This is a genomic window from Nocardioides candidus, assembly GCF_041321175.1.
Lineage (GTDB): Bacteria > Actinomycetota > Actinomycetes > Propionibacteriales > Nocardioidaceae > Nocardioides.
Genome location: NZ_JBGGWC010000004.1, coordinates 369711 through 386132 on the forward strand (window position 1 = coordinate 369711; position 16422 = coordinate 386132).

Genomic DNA, 16422 nt, shown 5'->3' on the forward strand with positions numbered 1-16422 from the left:
CCCGCGGGGGACGGCGCTCCGGCACGGGTTCGGTACGTCCGTCGGCGAGGCTCCGCGTGCTCGAGTTCGCCAGCGGGCCGGCACTTCCTGAAGCAGGATGGGGTCATGACCTCTCCCCCGCGCCGCTGGGCCGTCGCGCTCGGCGCCGCGCTGGCCGCGACGGTCCTCGTCCCGACGGCTGCGTCGGCCGAGCGGGCGACGCTGCACGACCGCGCCCACGACGTCGTCGACGAAGGGCGCGGCGACGCCGTCGTACGGCGAGCGGCGTCGCCCGACATCGTGGCGGCACACGTGCGGCACACCATGCGCGACATCATCGTGCGCACGGAGTACCGCGACCTGCGCCGTGGGCCGGACCAGGTCACGCAGGCGCTCATCGTCATCCACCACGAGGTGTACGGCGCCGTCGTCACCACCTCGCGCGCCCACCCCGGCGGCACCGTCGCCTTCGGCGGTGACTCGGGCCCGATCCGCTGCGACGTCCCGGTCGCCCATCACGTCAGCTACCGCCACGACGTGGTGCGCATCGTCGTGCCGCGCGTCTGCCTGGGTGATCCACGGCGCATCCAGGTCGCGGTCACCGCCTGGCGGGGCGAGCTGGTCGACGAAGCCGGTCAGGACGGACGCGACGGGCTCGGTCCGCCCGCCTACACCCGGGAGCTGCGCCCGCGGTGAGGCGGCTGCCTCGCGGCGCCGCGGTGCTGTCGCTGCTCGTCGTGGCTGCGGCGGGCTGTCGGGACACCGGCCCCGCCGACCCCGTCGCCGGTCCGGCGCTGGCTCCCTCGGATCGCGAGCTCCGACAGGCGATGACCCGCTCGACCGACGCCGAGGTGGGTTGGGCCCACTGCGGGCGTCGTGCACCGGAGTCGCCGTCCACCCGCGTGGGGCAGTTCACCGGCGACGCCGACTTCTTCGAGGGTGGGATCACCGTAGGGACCTCCTTCGTGCCGGAGGGCGCCACGTCGCTCGCGATCTGCAGCATCGGCGCGCAGGGCGACGACGTGTGGTTGGTGGACGGGGCCGTGATGCTCGAGGTGCTGGACTCGCTGAACGGCGCGTCCTCCGAGATCGGGGAGGGCGGCTGCACCGCCGACTACGGCATCCCCCAGCGGATCGTCTTCCGCTACCGCGGCGGCGAGGTCGCCCCGGTGAGCTGGTCCGCGAGCGGTTGCGGCTACGCCTGGAACGGCACGGTCGAGCACGTCGGTCTCAAGCTGCTCGTCTCCCGCGTGCAGGAGGCGATGTCACGGCTCGGCTGAGCCGCCGGCGTCGTACCCGTCACAAACGTGCAACTCGGAGTTGCACGTCGCGTACAGTTCCGCCCATGGCGACCCGTGCCCCCCAGATCGACGGACGGCGGAAGGCTGCTGCCGCGCGCCGGCGCGCGCGCAAGGAGGAGATCATCGCCGCCACGCGGGAGATCTTCGACTCCAAGGGCGTGCGTGACGTGCAGATCGAGGAGATCGCGAGCGCCGTCGGCATCAACCGGGCGATCGTCTACCGCCACTTCACCGGCAAGGAGGAGCTCTTCGCGCTCACCCTCGTCGGCTACCTCGACGAGCTCCACGACGCCATGCGCTCGGCCGTCGACTCCAGCCCCGATGCACGGGAGCAGCTGATCGCGGTCGTCGGCGCCTTCTTCGACTACGGCGTCGCGCACCCCGCGTTCGTCGACTGCGCGCTCGCGCTGATGGTCCGTCCCGGCGACGAGCTCCTCGACGACATCTCCGAGGGCGCTCTCTTCCGCCTGGGCCGCGGCATCACCTCGTGCATGACGATCCTGTCCGAGGTGCTCGCCGACGGCATCGGGGCCGGCAGCTTCACCGTGCGGGGAGACCCGGCGGTGGTCGCCAACACGATGTACGCCAGCGGCCTGGGCGCACTCCAGCTCGCCCGGCTCGGCATCCTCGTCACCGAGGCCGCGCCCGGCATCCCGACCGTCGCCGAGCTCTCCTCGGACCTGGTGCGCGACTACGTCGTGAACTCCGCGCTCGCGCTCGTCACCGCGCCGCGGCCCGCGACCGCCTGAGGCCGGGCCGCCCCGGACGGGTCCAGGGCGGCCCTCACAGCGAGTACGACGACGGGCCGGCCGTTGCCGGCTGCCGGTCACCGCGGGGGTGGCTGTCGGTCAGCGCTCCATGATCGCGACGACGCCCTGGCCGCCGGCGGCGCAGACCGAGATCAGCGCGCGACCGGAGCCCTTGTCGGCGAGCAGCTTGGCCGTGTTGGCCACGATGCGGCCGCCGGTGGCGGCGAAGGGGTGACCCGCGGCGAGCGAGGAGCCCTTGACGTTGAGCTTGGAGCGGTCGATCGAGCCGAGGGGCGCGTCGAGGCCGAGGCGCTCCTTGCAGAAGACCGGGCTCTCCCAGGCGGCGAGCGTCGAGAGCACCTGCGAGGCGAAGGCCTCGTGGATCTCGTAGAAGTCGAAGTCCTGGAGGGTCAGGCCGTGGCGGGCCAGCATCCGCGGGACGGCGTAGGCCGGAGCCATGAGCAGGCCCTCGTGGCCGTTGACGAAGTCGACGGCGGCGACCTCGGAGTCGACGAAGTAGGCGAGCGGGGTGAGCCCGTGCGCCTCGGCCCACTCGTCGGAGGCCAGCAGCACGGTCGACGCGCCGTCGGTCAGCGGGGTCGAGTTGCCGGCCGTCATGGTGGCGGCCTCGCCCTTGCCGAAGACCGGCTTGAGCTTGGCGAGCTTCTCCACGGTCGAGTCACCGCGCAGGTTGTTGTCGCGCTCGAGTCCGCGGAACGGCGTGATCAGGTCGTCCTGCCAGCCCTCGTCGTAGGCCTTCGCCATGTTCTGGTGGGAGGTCGCGGCGAGCTCGTCCTGGGCCTCGCGGGCGATCTGCCACTCCAGTGCGGTCAGCGCCTGGTGCTCGCCCATCGAGAGCTTGGTGCGCGGCTCGCCGTTGGACGGGACGGCCAGGCCGATGTCGCCCGGGCGGATGGCGGCCAGCGCGGCGAGCCGGTCCTTGGTGGTGCGGGCGTTGTTGACCTGGATGAGCTTCTTGCGCAGCTTCTCCGAGATCGCGATCGGGGCGTCGGACGTGGTGTCGACGCCACCGCCGACGCCGGCGTCGATCTGGCCGAGCTTGATCTTGTTGGCGATGTAGTTGATCGCCTGGAGGCCGGTGCCGCAGGCCTGCTGCAGGTCGATCGCGGGCGTCTCGGGCGCGAGCGCGGTGCCGAGCACGGACTCGCGGACCAGGTTGAAGTCGCGGCTGTGCTTGAGCACGGCGCCACCGGCGACCTCACCGAGGCGCTCGCCCTGCAGACCGAAGCGCGTCACGAGCCCGTCGAGCGCGGCCGTGAACATCTCCTGGTTGGAGGCGGTGGCGTAGGCACCGTTGGATCGGGCGAAGGGGATGCGGTTGCCGCCGATGACAGCAGCGCGGCGTACCGAAGGAGTAGCAGTGTCAGCCATGTTTCCTATCCTCATACTCCGAGCCCCACGAGAGAACCGTTTGAGGGCCAGATCACGAAATGTGGACTCAGAGTTACACATCTAGTTACATAGAACGTGAGCGGGCCGGTCGTCGAGACCGGAGCCCGTGGACCTAGAACCAACGCGCGCGGAGGCATCGCACACATGAGCGACAAGTACCAGGGGTTCGTCTCGTCCCCGATCGGCAAGCTGCTGGTCAAGAACCTCGGACTCCCCAACCCGACCAAGCTCGACCGCTACAACGCCGGCGACCCGCTGGTGGACGGCACCGTCCTGGTCGGCGGCACCGGCCGCCTGGCCGAGTCGCTCACCGGCCTGCTCGACGTGCTCGGCATCGCCTCGGCGACGACGGCCGACGAGGGCCAGCGCTTCAAGGGTCTGGTCTTCGACGCCTCGGGCCTCAAGGACTCCTCCGAGCTGGTCGCCCTGCGCGACTTCTTCCAGCCGCTCCTGCGCAGCCTCGAGAGCTGCCCGCGGGTCGTCGTCATCGGCACCCCGCCAGAGCTCGTCTCCGGCGCCGAGCGCGTCGCGCAGCGGGCCCTCGAGGGCTTCACCCGCAGCCTCGGCAAGGAGATCGGCAAGGGCGGCACCGTCCAGCTGGTCTACGTCGCCGAGGGCGCCGAGGCAGGCATCACGAGCACGCTCGGCTTCCTCCTCTCCCCCAAGTCGGCCTACGTGTCCGGCCAGGTCGTCCGCATCGGCGCGCACGGCAAGGGCAAGGTCACCGAGGTCGCCGACCAGCTCCGCCCGCTCGCCGGCAAGGTCGCCCTCGTCACCGGCGCCAGCCGCGGCATCGGCGAGTCGATCGCCCGCACGCTCCACCGCGACGGCGCGACGGTCGTCGGGCTCGACGTGCCGCAGGCGGCGAGCGAGCTGCAGAGCCTCATGAAGGAGCTCGACGGCGACTGGCTCACCCTCGACATCAGCAGCGACGACGCCCCCCAGCGCATCGCGCACCACCTCACCGAGAAGCACGGTGGCGTGGACGTCGTCGTCCACAACGCCGGCATCACCCGCGACCGCAAGCTGGCCAACATGGCGCCCAACGACAAGGGCGACCGCTGGGCCCAGGTCCTGGGCGTCAACCTGACCGCTCCCGAGCGGATCACGCGCGAGCTCCTCGCGCAGGGTGTCATCAACGAGGGCGGCTCGGTCATCGGCGTGGCCAGCATCGCCGGCATCGCGGGCAACGTCGGCCAGACCAACTACGCGGCGTCGAAGGCGGGCGTCATCGGCCTGGTCGACTCGCTGGCCGACGAGCTGAAGGACGGCATCACCATCAACGCCGTCGCGCCGGGTTTCATCATCACGCAGATGACCGCCGCAGTGCCGTTCGCGACCCGCGAGGTCGGTCAGCGGCTCAACGCGATGTCGCAGGGCGGCCTGCCGATCGACGTCGCCGAGACCATCGCCTGGTATGCCAACCCCGCCTCCAGCCTGGTCAACGGCAATGTCGTGCGGGTGTGCGGCCAGATGATGCTGGGTGCCTGACATGGCCCTCCCCGTGATGCTGAAGGCCGCGCTGCCGGCGATCCCAGGAGTCAACCAGCTGCCCGGCGTCAAGAAGACCGCCACGGAGCTGCCCTCGGGCGAGCTGCGGCGCGACGACGTGCCGGTCACCCGGGCCGAGGTCGACCGCTACGCGGCCGTGTGCGGCTTCCCGAAGAAGGACGTCGCACCGGTCCCCTACCTCCACATGCTGGCCTTCCCGCTGCACATGGAGCTGATGACCGACGCGAGGTTCCCCTTCCCGGCCATCGGCTCGGTGCACCTCGAGAACTCCATCACCCAGATCCGTCCCGTCGCCATCGGCGAGACGGTGTCGCTCTCGCTCCGCGCCGACAACCTGCGGACGAGCACGAAGGGCCGCGCGTGGGACATGAACGTGACGGGCACCGTCGGGGACGAGGTCGTCTGGGAGTCCACGTCGACGTACCTCCGGGTGGGCAAGGGCGACAAGGAGCACGGTGACCCGGGCACCTCCTTCACGCCGGTGGAGGCCAAGGGCCCGGTGTGGAGCCTGCCCGACAACCTTGGCCGGACGTACGGCGCCGTGTCGGGCGACCGCAACCCGATCCACCTCTACCCGCTCACCGCCAAGGCGCTGGGCTTCCCGCGCCACATCGCCCACGGCATGTGGAGCAAGGCCCGGTGCATCGCGGCCCTCGAGAACCGCCTGCCCGACCACGTCAAGGTCGAGGTCGCCTTCAAGAAGCCGATCTTCCTGCCGGGCAAGGCGCAGTTCGGCGCGGAGGCCAACGCGGCCGGGTGGGACTTCACCCTGGTCAACCCGAAGTCGGGCGCCCCGCACCTGCTCGGACGTACGACGGACCTCTGATCGAGAAGACACGTCGACCCCGCGCGTGCAGGCGCGACGGGTCGACGTGCTCTCGCTCCGCTACAGCAGCGGACCCTGGTGCTTCTCGCCCGCGGCGACACCGGCGGTGCCGTCGAAGTGGGCGGTGTAGCCACCGAGGAGGATCGGCGTCCGGGTGAGGTTCGGCGCCGTGCAGGTCGCCTTGCCGTTGACGTCGGTGACCGCGGTGCACGCCACGGTGGTGCCGCTCCCCACCGTGAAGGTGATCGTCGAGCCCACCACCGGGTTGTTGGCCGTCCCGTAGGTGACCGTGGCCGACAGCACGCCGGCGTTCATCCGGGTGGTCGTCAGCTTCGCGGCGGCCTGGGTGACGGTCAGCGTGCTGCTGCCGCTGGCGAAGCCGATGAACGAGTAGTTCTGCGCGTCGAGCGGGCCCTGGGCGATGGTGACCGGGTAGCTGCCCGGGTCCGAGGTCGCCGTGGCAGTGGTGCTGAACGCCGGCGTCCCGGTGAACACCGCACTCGTGTCACCGTTGCGGAAGCCCGTGTAGGTGGCGGTGAAGGCGGGATTCGTCTCGCCGTACGCACGGGTGGCGGGGTCGGCCTTGACGACGATCTGCTTCTTGAGGACCGTCATCGTGCCGGGCACGAGGACGAACTTGTAGTCGGCCGCGCTCAGCGTGCCGCCGGAGATCGTGATCGGGAAGGTCCCGACGTTGCTCCGCACGACCGCGCTGGTCGCCAGCGCCGGAGCGCCGGAGACGTCCGAGGCGTCGTCGCCGTTCTGGAAGCCTGAGAACGTGTAGCCCAGCGGCGGGTTGGCGAAGCCGTAGGTGCGGCTCGTGTCGGTGGCCGTGACGGTCAGCGTCGCCTTGGCCACCGCGAAGGACTTCGCCGCGTAGCCGTCGACCGCGTAGTTCGTGCTCGACAGCGTCGCGCCGCTGCAGGAGGCCGGGTCGATCGCGTAGTCGGCGGCGACGGGCAGCGTCGGCGCGATCGCCGTCCCGTCCGCGAGAGCCGTGCAGGACACGCCCGAGGCGGTGACGCCGGCCGTGCCGGTGGTCCCCACGAAGTCGGGAGCGCCGCCGTACGTCTGCGTGCCGGACACCGTGACCGTGACCGGCTTCGGTACCACGGTCAGGGTGCCGGGAACCAGGATGAACGAGTAGTTCGGCGACGTCAGCGAGCCCTTGTTGGTGGTGATCTGGTAGCTGCCCACGTCGGAGCTCGTCGTGGCGATCGTCGAGAGGTTGGGCGAACCGGTCAGCACCGAGCCGTCCTCGCCGTTCTGGAAGCCGGTGACCGTGTAGCCCAGGGCCGGGTTGGCCGCACCGAAGCTGCGGGACGCGTCATCGGCGGTGACCGTGAGGGCCGCCTTCGCGACGCTGAACTTCACCGACTGGTAGGACCCGACCTCGAGGCTCGGGTTGGAGAGCACCGCACCGGAGCACGACGCCGGGTCGATGGCGTAGGCGGTGCCGACCGGGAGCGTCGGCGCGATGTCGCGGCCGTCGCTCAGCCTGGTGCAGGAGACCCCGGTGGCCGTGACGCCCGCGACGTTGGTCGTGGCGGTGAAGACCGGGGCCGCGCCGTAGCTCTGGGCGCCGGTGACCGAGACCGAGACCGGACTCTGGCGGACCGACATCGTGCCGGGGACCAGGGTGAACGTGTAGTTGGCGGCCGTGAGACCGCCCTTGGTGATACCGATGGCGTAGTCACCGGGAGCGGTCGAGGTGGTGACCGACGTGAAGAGGTTGGGGGCTCCGGTGAGGACCGAGGCGTCCTCGCCGTTGACGAAGCCCGTCGTGGTGGAGGTCAGCGGCGGGTTCGGGTCGCCGAAGCTCTTGGTCTTGTTGTCGGCGGCGACGGTGAGCGCAGCCCGGTTGACCGTGAGCTTCAGGCCCGTGTAGCCGGCGATGGCGTAGTCGGGCTTCGAGAGCACACCGCCGCTGCAGGTGGCGCCGTCGATCGTGTAGGTGCCGAGGGCTGCCACGGTCGGCGCGATCGGCGTCCCGTCGCTCAGGCTGGTGCACGTCATGCCGGTGGCCGTCACGCCGGCGACACCGGTGGTGCCGGTGAAGACCGGCGAGCCGCCGTAGGTCTGGACGCCGGTGACCTTGACCGTCACCGACGTCACCGCGTGGGCCGGCGACGGGGTGGCGGCGACGAGACCGCCGACGGCGAGCAGGGTCGCGATGGGCGCGACCGACTGAGGAATGTTCACGGATTTCCCTCCCCATGAAAGAACAAGCGAGGGGAACGTAACACCGGGTGACCGGCCGCGTCCGGCGAACAGGATGCCCCGCGGAGGACAGGGCGTTCAGATCCCTCAGCGCGTCCGCGGACGGATCAGGCCCTCCTGGGCGACCGTCGCGACCAGGGTGCCGTCCTGGGTGAACACCCGGCCCAGGGAGAGGCCGCGCGCGCCGCACGCGGACGGCGACCACTGGTCGTAGAGCCACCACTCGTCGGCGCGGAACGGCCGGTGGAACCAGATGGTGTGGTCGAGCGAGGCCATCTGCACCTGCTGGGCGTCGGTGTCGTGGGCGGCGAGCGTCGCCCCCAGCAGCGACACGTCGCTGGCGTAGGTGAACATCGCGAGGTGCTCGAGCGGGTCGTCGGAGAGCCGGCCGTCGATCCGGATCCACACCTGCGCCTTCGACGGGTGGCGCGGGTCGGGGTCGAGGCCGTAGCGGGAGCTGCCGAGCCAGCGCACGTCGAGCGCCGCCCACTCGGTGGACAGACCGTCGTCCGCGCCTCGCTCCTGCATCAGGTCGATCAGGTTCAGGCCGTCGTCCGGGCCCTTCACCTCGGGCATCACGTCCTGGTGCTCCAGGCCGTCCTCGGCGCGCTGGAAGTTGAGCGACTGGTAGTAGATCGGCCGGCCGTGCTGGCGCGCGAGCACCCGTCGGGTCACGAACGACTTTCCGTCGCGGATGCGCTCGACGTCGTAGATGATCGGCACGTTGTAGTCGCCGGGCAGCAGGAAGTAGGAGTGCAGCGAGTGCACGTGGAAGCCGGGGTCCACCGACCGGGTCGCCGCGATCAGGGCCTGGGCCGCGACCTGGCCGCCGTAGACCCGCTGCCGGGTCGTCTCGGGCTGCGTGCCTCGGTAGAGGTCGGTGTCGAGCTGCTCGAGGTCGAGCAGCGCCACGAGCTTCTCGGTCGCGTCGCTCACGGCTGACCCCCACTCTCGTCGGGCCCCTCGAGGCCTGCCAGGAACTGCTCGAACTGCTGCCCGATCTCCTCGCCCGTCGGCAGCGGCTGGTCCTGGGCGAGCAGGCTGGAGCCGCTCTCCTCGGCACGGGCGAACGCGTCGTACTGCTGCTCCAGCGCCGTCACGACGTCGTCGACCTCGCTGTTGGCGGCCAGGTAGCGAGCGATCTCCTCGTCGCGCTCCTCGGCCTCGACTCCGAGCGCGGACAGGTCGATCGTCAGCCGGCCGGCACGCTCGACCTGCTCGAGCAGCGCGATCGAGGCGCGCGGGTAGTCCAGCTGCGCGAGGTAGTGGGGGACGTGCGCGACGAAGCCCAGGGCGTCGTGGCCCCACTCCCCGAGCCGCAGCTCGAGGAGGGCCTGTGCACTGCTCGGGATGCGCAGCTCGCCGCGCCACGGCGAGGTGCCGGTGAGCAGCTCGGCGTTGTTGGCGTGGTGGGTGATCGCGATGGGCCGGGTGTGCGGCACCGCCATCGGGACCGCGCCCATGCCGAGCACGAGCGAGACCGAGAACCGCTCGATCACCTCGACCACGGCACGGCAGAAGGCCTCCCAGCGGATGTCGGGCTCGGGTCCGTGCAGCAGGAGGTACGGCGTCCCGCCGACGTCGCGCAGCAGCCGCACCACGAGCCGCGGCGCGTCATAGGCCTCGTAGTGGTCGCGGACGAAGGACATCGGGGGCCGGCGCGCACGGTAGTCGTGCAGCTGGTCGACGTCGAAGGTCGCGACCACGACGCTGCCCTCCTCGCCACGCTCGGAGACGAGGTGGCGGCAGGCGATCGCGCCGGCACTGCCGGCGTCGAGGAAACCGTCGAGCGCGACGACCAGCCGCAGGTCGTCGACCCCGTCGAGCTCCGGCACGTCGTCGACGATGTGCACGAGGCGAGGAGCGGAGGTCACGGGGAAACGATACTGACGACGCTCACGCGTAGGTGCGCCGCATCAGCGCGATGCCCTCGGCGACCAGCTGCGCCGTCGAGATGCCGAGCTGCTCGGGGACCACGTCGGCCTGGTCCCCGCCGTCGTGGAGCGCGTCGAGCAGGGCCCACAGCGCGGACGCGCCGTAGGTGGCTGCGATGTACTCGCACACCCACCACGACACCGCGTACCACCCCTCGGCGTCCGCACCGGAGAAGTCCGCGTCGGACGGCAGGTCCTCGACGCCGCGCGCGGCCAGGTCGAGCGCGTCGGTCTGCAGTCGGCGCTCGGCGGGGGCGATGGGCTGGACGGAGACGTACTCGGCGATCCCCTCGCTGAGCCACAGCGGCACGCCGCGCGCCCGGGAGCCGACGGCGACGTGGGTGAGCTCGTGGCGCACCAGCCGGTCGAGGACGTCGCCGGTCTGGTCGAGCACGTGGGGGGTCAACAGCACGCGGTACGACGACACCCGCCCGTCGCCGCCCTCCGCGTCGTGCGGCACCGGGACCGTCGCCCCGTCGAGGCGGTCGGGATCGTTGACGGGGAGGCTTGAGAGGGACTCGACGAACTCCGGGTCGGACAGTGCGTAGACCACCACCCCACCGGGGTCCGTCAGGTCGGCCGGCAGCACGGACCTCACCTGGAACCGGCCCTCCGCCACGGCGTCGAGCACCGTGCTCGCACTGCCGACCGAGCCGTCGTCGAAGATCCCGAGCACGCCGGGGGCGTCCCGCACCTCGATCTCCTCGTCGAGGTCCCACGGCTGCGGCTGCGAGGGGTGGTCGGCCTCCCAGCGCTTGTCGGTCGTCGACGCCAGCAGGTAGCGGCGCTGGTTGCGGGTGGGCGCGAAGCGCCAGTGGTCGTGGGTGATGACGGGCGAGACGTCGTACCCCTGGAGCCGGAGGCGGACCGTCACGTCGGCCCAGTAGCCGTCGCCGTCCTTGTCCAGCGACGTCGGGTCGAGGTCGAAGCGCAGCATGCCGAGCGGCAGCTGACCCAGGTTGTCGAAGTAGCGGTCCTGGTCGTCGAGGAAGGTCCCCCGCCCGGCGACGGTCCGGTGGAAGAGCACCGAGTCGCCGTCGAGGATCGCCCGCGCACGCTGGCGCAGGGTGTGCTCGATCTCCTGGACCGCCAGACCGGTGGGATCGCCCGGACTGGAGGGCGGGTCGTCGTCACCGCAGGCGGCGAGGAGGGCCCCGGCCAGCGCGAGGGGCAGCAGGGTCGCGACGAACCCGCGTGCGCCCCGGGTCCTAGCTCTTCCCGTCGACATCGAGGAGCGTCCGGTGGTCCGCGTCGGACGCCGCGTCGGAGCCGGCTGCGGCTCCCGCGATCTCGTGCACGATGTCGAGGGCGATGGCCTGGGCCGAGAGACCGATCCGCTCGAGGATCACGTCACGCTTGGCGTGGTCGAGGAACTGCTGCGGGATCCCGTGGATGCGCACCGGGGTGTCGACGCCCGCTGCGGACAGGGTCTGCAGCAGCACGGCCCCGACGCCGCCGATCACACCGTTGTCCTCGATCGTGACGACCAGTCGGTGGTCGCGCGCGAGGTCGACGAGAGCGGGGGCGACCGGCTTCACCCAGCGCGGGTCGACGACGGTGACGCCGATGCCCTGGGCGCTCAACCGCTCAGCGACGTCGACGCCGGTGCCGGCCATCGAGCCGACCGCGACCACGAGGACGTCCTTCCTGCCGTCACGGACGAGCACGTCGACGCCGCCGACGTGGCCGACGGCCTCGATGTCCGCGGGCGGCGGGCCCTTGGGGAAGCGCACCACGGTGGGGGCGTCGGAGACCTCGACCGCCTCGTCGAGCAGCTCGCGCATCCGAGTGACGTCACGCGGGGCGGCGAGGCGCAGGCCCGGCACCACCTGCAGCATCGACATGTCCCACATGCCGTTGTGGGAGGCGCCGTCGTCGCCGGTCACGCCGGACCGGTCGAGCACGAAGGTGACGCCGCACCGGTGCAGCGCCACGTCCATCAGCACCTGGTCGAAGGCGCGGTTGAGGAAGGTCGCGTAGACCGCGACCACCGGGTGCAGGCCGCCGATGGCGAGGCCGGCCGCGGAGGTCGTGGCGTGCTGCTCGGCGATGCCGACGTCGAAGGTGCGCTCGGGGAAGCGGGCCTGGAACTTGTCGAGCCCGACCGGGTGCATCATCGCGGCGGTGATGGCGACGACGTCGGGCCGGCGGGCGCCGATGCGCACGATGTGCTCGGCGAAATGGTCGGTCCAGATGAGGCCCTTCGGCTTCTCCTGCCCCGTCTGCACGTCGAACGGGCCGGGCGCGTGGAACTGGTCGGCCTCGTGCCGCTCGGCGGGGTCGTAGCCGAACCCCTTGCGGGTGATGGCGTGCACGATCACCGGACCGCCGAACCGCTTGGCCTGCGCGAGCGCCTGCTCCATGGCCTGGCGGTCGTGGCCGTCGACCGGGCCGACGTACTTCAGGCCGAGGTCCTCGAAGAGACCCTGCGGCGCCAGCGCGTCCTTGAGTCCCTTCTTCACCGCGTGGAGGGCGTCGTAGGCCGTCGGGCCGACCGCCGGCACGGCGTTGACGCGCTTCTTCACCAGGTCGAGCACCTGCTCGTAGCGCGGGTTGGTGCGCAGGCCGGTCAGCGCCGTCGCGAGACCGCCGATCGTCGGGGTGTAGCTGCGGCCGTTGTCGTTGACGACGATCACCAGACGCGAGCTCCTGGCGATGGCGATGTTGTTGAGGGCCTCCCAGGCCATGCCGCCGGTGAGCGCACCATCGCCGATCACGGCGACGACGTGGCGGTCCTCGCCACGGATCGCGTAGGCCTTGGCGATGCCGTCGGCGTAGCTGAGCGCCGTGGACGCGTGGGAGTTCTCGACGATGTCGTGGTCGGACTCGGCCTGGCTCGGGTAGCCGCTCACCCCGCCCTCGCGGCGCAGCGTGCCGAAGTCGGCGGCGCGGCCGGTGACCAGCTTGTGCACGTAGGACTGGTGGCCGGTGTCGAACACGACGCGGTCGCGCGGGCTGTCGAAGACGCGGTGGATCGCGAGGGTCAGCTCGACGACGCCCAGGTTGGGCCCCAGGTGGCCGCTGTTGGTCGCGACCGTCCGGATGAGGAGGTCACGGATCTCGCTCGCGAGCGTGGTGAGCTCCGCCTCGGAGAGGTCCCGCAGGTCACGGGGCGTGGTGATCCGGTCGAGGAGGGCCATGGCCCTCAGTCTAGGTCGTCGGCCTTCGATGACCGCGATCGACGGATCCTCACCCGGCCAGGGACCGGTAGCGGTCGGAGGCGAGGAACTCCGGCAGGATCCGGGACGCCGACGCGGTGAGCGGCAGGCCGTCGATCCGGGAGGGATCGACGAACACGATCTGCCGGCCCTCGCCCACGACGATGTCCTCGTCGGTGAGCGTGGTCGCGGCCGCGTAGACGAAGACGTCGTCGAACGACTCGTACGACGCGTGGTAGACCGAGAACTCCCGCCAGAGCTCCAGCGCGCCCTCCTCGAGCCGCACGCCGGTCTCCTCCGCGAGCTCCCGGTAGGCCGCCGCGCCGGGCTCCTCGCCGCGGTCGACGTGGCCGCCCACGAAGCCCCAGCACTCCGGGTCGATCACCGGGTGCTCGTCGCGTTCCTGGAGCAGGACCCGGCCACGCGGGTCGACGAGCAGGATCGAGGCGAAGCGGCGCACCCGGTCACGCTAGCGGGCGGTCGTATCCTCGCTGCGTGATGATCCGACCGGCCGAGCTGGAGGCCATCCGTCGTGGCGAGATCGACCTCGCCTTCCGCCGGTGGGACCGCCCGCGGGTGCGCGTGGGAACCCGGCTTCGCACCGCCGTCGGCCTGATCGAGGTCGTCAGCGTCGAGCAGGTCGCCCCGTCGGCGCTGCGCGCCGAGGACGCGCGCCGGGCCGGGGCCTCTTCGCTGGCCGCGCTGAAGGCCGCGCTCGCGGCCAAGGCCGACCGGCCGGCGTACCGCGTCGGGTTGAGGTACGCCGGCGCCGACCCCCGCGAGGCGCTGCGCGCCGAGCTGCCGGAGGCCGAGGAGATCGCCGCGATCCTGGCCGGGCTGGACCGGTTGGACGCCTCCTCGGCCGTCGGACCGTGGACGCGCGCGACGCTACGGCTGATCGACGCCCGGCCGGAGGTGCGCGCGCCGGAGCTGGCGGCCTCCCTCGGTCGGCCGACGGCGGAGTTCAAACGCGACGTGCGCAAGCTCAAGGAGCGTGGCCTCACCGAGTCGCTCGCGATCGGCTACCGGGTCTCGCCGCGCGGTCAGGCCGTGATCGACCACGAGGACGGACCGCGGCAGCGCGCCCCGCAGCGCGAGGGCACCCCGCTCCCCCGCACCATCGGCGCCCCGGCCACCAGGGCGTTGCGGGCGGTCGACGTGCACACCCTCGAGGCCGTGAGCGGCTGGACGCGGCGCGACCTCGCCGCGCTGCACGGGGTGGGCCCGATCGCACTGGACCGGATCGAGGCCGCGCTCGCGGACCTCGGGCTGTCCTACGCATCGGATCCATCGTGATGCTCCGGGTCGGCGTGTGCGAGGACGATCCGGGTCTGCGGCGTGCGCTGAGGAGCGCATTGGAGCACGACGGTCACGAGGTCGTCATGACCCACACGGGCGCGGAGGCCGTCGTCGCGCTCGGGACCGCGGCGGCCCTCGACGTGATCGTCATGGACATCGGCCTCCCGGACGCCGACGGTCGAGATGTCTGCCAGGCGCTCCAGGCCGGTGGACAGGCGGCACCCGTCCTGTTCCTCACAGCGTTGGGCGCGCAGCACGAACGCCTCGCCGGTTTCGGAGCGGGCGCCGACGACTACGTGAGCAAACCCTTCGACATCAAGGAGCTGTTGGCCCGCATCGCCGTGCTGGGTCGGCGCGGGCGCCAGCTGCGACCGCAGGACGACCAGGCCGGTCTCGCCCTGGACCCCGCCCGTCACTCGTTGCGGACCGCGAGTGCCGAGGTGGCGCTCTCGCCGACCGAGTTCCGGATGCTGGCCGCGATCGCCGCCCGCCCCGGCGAGGTCGTACGGCGCCGGACCGTCGTGGCGGCTGCCTGGCCCGACGGCGCGGTCGTCAGCGACAACACCGTCGACTCCCTGATGCGCCGCCTGCGCAGCAAGCTGGACGAGGTGGGCGCACCGAGCGTGATCGAGACCGTGCGTGGCCTGGGCTACCGGCTCGTCCGGGTCGAGGAGGACGCCTCCCCGTGAGCGCTCGCCTCTCGCGGGTCGCGTCGTTCCGCGCGCAGCTGGTCGGGTTGACCACGGCGGTGACCGCGGCGTTGGTGCTGGCGCTGACCATCGTGGTCCAGCTCGTCCTCGCCGCATCGACGAACCACAGCCTGGACACCGTCCTGGCCGACCGCGCGGAGGCCGTCATCAGCTCTGCGTCCGCCGGTGCCGACGGCCGACTCGTGGTGCCGCAGGAGCACCTCGACGCGGGCGTCGCGGTCTACGACGCCCACGGCCGGGTCGTCGCCGGGAGCGCTCCGTCCTCCGAGCGCACGACCTACGCCCGGTTGGCGACCACCGACCGGGTGCGGACGATCGCCGAGGACGGGGCGGAGGAGAGCCGGGTCCGCGCGGAGCCGTTCCGCACCGGGGACGGAGCGAGCGGCGTGGTCGTGGTGAGCGAGCGCCTGGCGCCGTACGAACGAGGCGAGCGACAGGCGTTGCTCGTCTGCGTGGGTGCGGGTGCGGTCATGATCGCTCTCGCTGCCGGTCTCGCCCAGTGGGTCAGCCGGCGGGCCCTCGCCCCGGTGGCGGCCATGACCCGCTCGGCCGACGACTGGAGCGAGCACGACCTCACCCACCGGTTCGACCTGGGGCCCGGCGGCAACGAGATCGCCGCACTCGGCCGGACCCTCGACCGGCTGCTGGAACGTGTCGCCCATGCGATCCGCTCCGAGCAGCGGCTGACCTCCGAGCTGGCGCACGAGCTGCGCACGCCGCTCGCCGTGATCCAGGCCAACGCGGACCTGCTCCTCCTGCGCCGAGACGGTCTGGCTCCGGAGCTCGTGGAACAGCTCGACGAGATCGCGGGGTCGACGAGGCGGATGGCGGCGGTGATCCGCAGCCTGCTCGAGCTGGCGCGGACCGCGTCGTCAGAAGCGCTGACGGGACTCTGCTCACTCAGGGACGCGGTCGCGGAGGCCGCGTCGTCCACACAGGGGGGTGTGGTCGACGTGAACGTCGACGAGACGGTGCGCGTCGCGCTCCCGGAAGCCTTGGCCGTGCGCGCGATCACTCCGGTCCTCGACAACGCGCGCCGGCTCGCGGGCCGCACCGTCGTGTCGTCGAAGCCGGCGGGACGCGCCGGCTTCGTCGACCTCCTCGTGGATGACGATGGCCCGGGCATCCCGACCGGCGACCGCGACCTGGTCTTCGACGCAGGTCGTACGACGGGCGATGGCGCCGGTCTCGGCCTGCCTCTCGCCCGCCGGATCGCCCGCAGCATGGGCGGGGACGTCCGCGTCGCCGAGGGCCCCCTGAGCACCCGCATCGTCGTGACCTTGCCGACCGCCTGAGCCCCACCGCGTCTCGATACGCCGTC

At 71.8% G+C, this 16422-nt stretch carries 15 protein-coding genes; 8 read left to right on the plus strand and 7 right to left on the minus strand.

Annotated elements, in window-relative coordinates:
• Positions 1–105 precede the first annotated feature (105 nt).
• The 3 genes from ACAX67_RS18975 to ACAX67_RS18985 all read left to right on the plus strand — a co-directional run bounded on the left by ACAX67_RS18975 (position 106) and on the right by ACAX67_RS18985 (position 2029).
• Entirely contained in the window at positions 106–675 is a 570-nt protein-coding gene (locus ACAX67_RS18975; RefSeq protein ID WP_370705447.1) for a hypothetical protein, read from the plus strand.
• Positions 672–1259, plus strand: coding sequence for a hypothetical protein (locus ACAX67_RS18980; protein ID WP_370705448.1), 588 nt, complete (start codon positions 672–674; stop codon positions 1257–1259). The genes ACAX67_RS18975 and ACAX67_RS18980 overlap by 4 nt, the downstream gene beginning before the upstream one ends.
• Positions 1260–1324: 65 nt before the next feature.
• The gene (locus tag ACAX67_RS18985; protein ID WP_370705449.1) at positions 1325–2029 is read left to right on the plus strand and encodes a TetR/AcrR family transcriptional regulator; all 705 of its coding nucleotides are present in this window, start codon (positions 1325–1327) and stop codon (positions 2027–2029) included.
• 99 nt (positions 2030–2128) lie between these two features.
• Here ACAX67_RS18985 and ACAX67_RS18990 read toward each other — a convergent pair whose 3' ends face one another.
• Positions 2129–3421 carry an acetyl-CoA C-acetyltransferase gene (locus ACAX67_RS18990; RefSeq protein WP_370705450.1) on the minus strand — a complete coding sequence of 431 codons (1293 nt, stop codon included), beginning with the start codon at positions 3419–3421 and terminating at the stop codon, positions 2129–2131.
• A 165-nt stretch (positions 3422–3586) separates the two neighbouring features.
• Here ACAX67_RS18990 and ACAX67_RS18995 point away from each other — a divergent pair, with 165 nt between their 5' ends.
• Together ACAX67_RS18995 and ACAX67_RS19000 are read left to right on the plus strand one after the other, a co-directional pair.
• Entirely contained in the window at positions 3587–4933 is a 1347-nt protein-coding gene (locus ACAX67_RS18995) for a 3-oxoacyl-ACP reductase (RefSeq protein ID WP_370705451.1), read from the plus strand.
• A gap of 1 nt (position 4934) precedes the next feature.
• A complete protein-coding gene (locus ACAX67_RS19000) occupies positions 4935–5780 on the plus strand; it encodes a MaoC family dehydratase (protein WP_370705534.1) in 846 nt (281 codons plus the stop codon).
• Between the two features lie 60 nt (positions 5781–5840).
• Here ACAX67_RS19000 and ACAX67_RS19005 read toward each other — a convergent pair whose 3' ends face one another.
• From ACAX67_RS19005 to ACAX67_RS19030, 6 genes are all read right to left on the minus strand, one after another.
• Entirely contained in the window at positions 5841–7982 is a 2142-nt protein-coding gene (locus tag ACAX67_RS19005) for an MBG domain-containing protein (protein ID WP_370705452.1), read from the minus strand.
• A 105-nt stretch (positions 7983–8087) separates the two neighbouring features.
• On the minus strand, positions 8088–8936 hold the full coding sequence (locus ACAX67_RS19010; protein WP_370705453.1) for an acyl-CoA thioesterase: 849 nt from the start codon (positions 8934–8936) through the stop codon (positions 8088–8090).
• Entirely contained in the window at positions 8933–9874 is a 942-nt protein-coding gene (locus tag ACAX67_RS19015; protein WP_370705454.1) for a proteasome assembly chaperone family protein, read from the minus strand. Before ACAX67_RS19015 ends, ACAX67_RS19010 begins: the two co-directional genes overlap by 4 nt.
• A gap of 22 nt (positions 9875–9896) precedes the next feature.
• A complete protein-coding gene (locus ACAX67_RS19020; RefSeq protein WP_370705455.1) occupies positions 9897–11162 on the minus strand; it encodes a gluzincin family metallopeptidase in 1266 nt (421 codons plus the stop codon).
• Complete coding sequence (gene dxs / locus ACAX67_RS19025; protein ID WP_370705456.1) at positions 11143–13074, minus strand: 1-deoxy-D-xylulose-5-phosphate synthase; 1932 nt, start codon at positions 13072–13074, stop codon at positions 11143–11145. Before dxs ends, ACAX67_RS19020 begins: the two co-directional genes overlap by 20 nt.
• A 49-nt stretch (positions 13075–13123) precedes the next feature.
• Positions 13124–13552: an NUDIX domain-containing protein gene (locus ACAX67_RS19030; RefSeq protein ID WP_370705457.1), complete on the minus strand. Its 429-nt coding sequence runs from the start codon at positions 13550–13552 to the stop codon at positions 13124–13126.
• 35 nt (positions 13553–13587) lie between these two features.
• On the opposite strand from ACAX67_RS19030, the gene ACAX67_RS19035 reads away from it, so the two are divergent.
• From ACAX67_RS19035 to ACAX67_RS19045, 3 genes are read left to right on the plus strand one after another with little or no spacing between them, the layout of a single operon-like run.
• A complete protein-coding gene (locus tag ACAX67_RS19035) occupies positions 13588–14388 on the plus strand; it encodes a helix-hairpin-helix domain-containing protein (RefSeq protein ID WP_370705458.1) in 801 nt (266 codons plus the stop codon).
• Positions 14388–15080, plus strand: a complete 693-nt coding sequence (locus ACAX67_RS19040) for a response regulator transcription factor (protein ID WP_370705535.1) — start codon at positions 14388–14390, stop codon at positions 15078–15080. Before ACAX67_RS19035 ends, ACAX67_RS19040 begins: the two co-directional genes overlap by 1 nt.
• Positions 15077–16396, plus strand: coding sequence for a HAMP domain-containing sensor histidine kinase (locus ACAX67_RS19045; RefSeq protein ID WP_370705459.1), 1320 nt, complete (start codon positions 15077–15079; stop codon positions 16394–16396). The genes ACAX67_RS19040 and ACAX67_RS19045 overlap by 4 nt, the downstream gene beginning before the upstream one ends.
• The last annotated feature ends 26 nt before the right edge of the window (positions 16397–16422 follow it).

Excerpts from the sequence above, each read along its gene's own strand:
- dxs (WP_370705456.1), bottom strand. The coding sequence starts at position 13,074 with ATGGCCCTCCTCGACCGGATCACCACGCCCCGTGACCTGCGGGACCTC.
- ACAX67_RS19000 (WP_370705534.1), top strand. The coding sequence starts at position 4,935 with ATGGCCCTCCCCGTGATGCTGAAGGCCGCGCTGCCGGCGATCCCAGGA.
- ACAX67_RS19020 (WP_370705455.1), bottom strand. The coding sequence starts at position 11,162 with ATGTCGACGGGAAGAGCTAGGACCCGGGGCGCACGCGGGTTCGTCGCG.
- ACAX67_RS18985 (WP_370705449.1), top strand. The coding sequence starts at position 1,325 with ATGGCGACCCGTGCCCCCCAGATCGACGGACGGCGGAAGGCTGCTGCC.
- ACAX67_RS18995 (WP_370705451.1), top strand. The coding sequence starts at position 3,587 with ATGAGCGACAAGTACCAGGGGTTCGTCTCGTCCCCGATCGGCAAGCTG.
- ACAX67_RS19040 (WP_370705535.1), top strand. The coding sequence starts at position 14,388 with ATGCTCCGGGTCGGCGTGTGCGAGGACGATCCGGGTCTGCGGCGTGCG.
- ACAX67_RS18975 (WP_370705447.1), top strand. The coding sequence starts at position 106 with ATGACCTCTCCCCCGCGCCGCTGGGCCGTCGCGCTCGGCGCCGCGCTG.
- ACAX67_RS18990 (WP_370705450.1), bottom strand. The coding sequence starts at position 3,421 with ATGGCTGACACTGCTACTCCTTCGGTACGCCGCGCTGCTGTCATCGGC.